This window comes from Collinsella sp. AF36-3AT, from assembly GCF_003475205.1.
GTDB lineage: Bacteria > Actinomycetota > Coriobacteriia > Coriobacteriales > Coriobacteriaceae > Collinsella > Collinsella aerofaciens_AF.
Map to the genome: position 1 here is coordinate 1 of NZ_QROZ01000029.1, position 528 is coordinate 528.

Here is a 528-nt window from a genome sequence, read left to right on the forward strand (position 1 = left end):
CCGGGGGCGGGAATCGCGCACTCCATATTTTGTTCACAAATTAATTAGCTGGCTCCGAGTTGCTCAGAGTCACACATTTGGTCATAAACCATGGACAGACCGTATGACCTCGGGAATCTTGCTGTCCACTGTAGACATAGCATCTTTATACCCTCGTCGGTCTCTGCTAGTTAGCCCGTCATAAATAGAAGGACAACGTTAACAAACCTATAAAACACCAGCGGGGGCTCTATCACTAATTAGACAGAGCCCCCGCTGGCGGAGTGTATTTAATTGAAACAATACCCCTTAACTGATTTACTGGAAATAAGGAGCATAAGATCCGTCCGGATAAACGTGACGACAGAACCCTGGAGCCGACTGAGCGCCACCAGAAAGCGACATAAGCAAGAAGATCGGCTCTACCTCACCGCGGACGGCAACGATGCCCTCGACTAAAGACAATCCGAGCACTCCTGAAACAGATAGGGCAAATGTCAGCTTATATAACGCAAAAAAGGGGGAGGCCGCGAGGCCTCCCCCTTCTTC

At 49.6% G+C, this 528-nt stretch carries 1 protein-coding gene; it reads right to left on the reverse strand.

What is annotated here, in order from left to right; translation table 11 throughout:
- Positions 1 to 297: 297 nt before the first annotated feature.
- The coding region (locus DW003_RS10085; protein ID WP_222847420.1) for a hypothetical protein at positions 298 to 528 on the reverse strand (231 nt) is incomplete at its 5' end.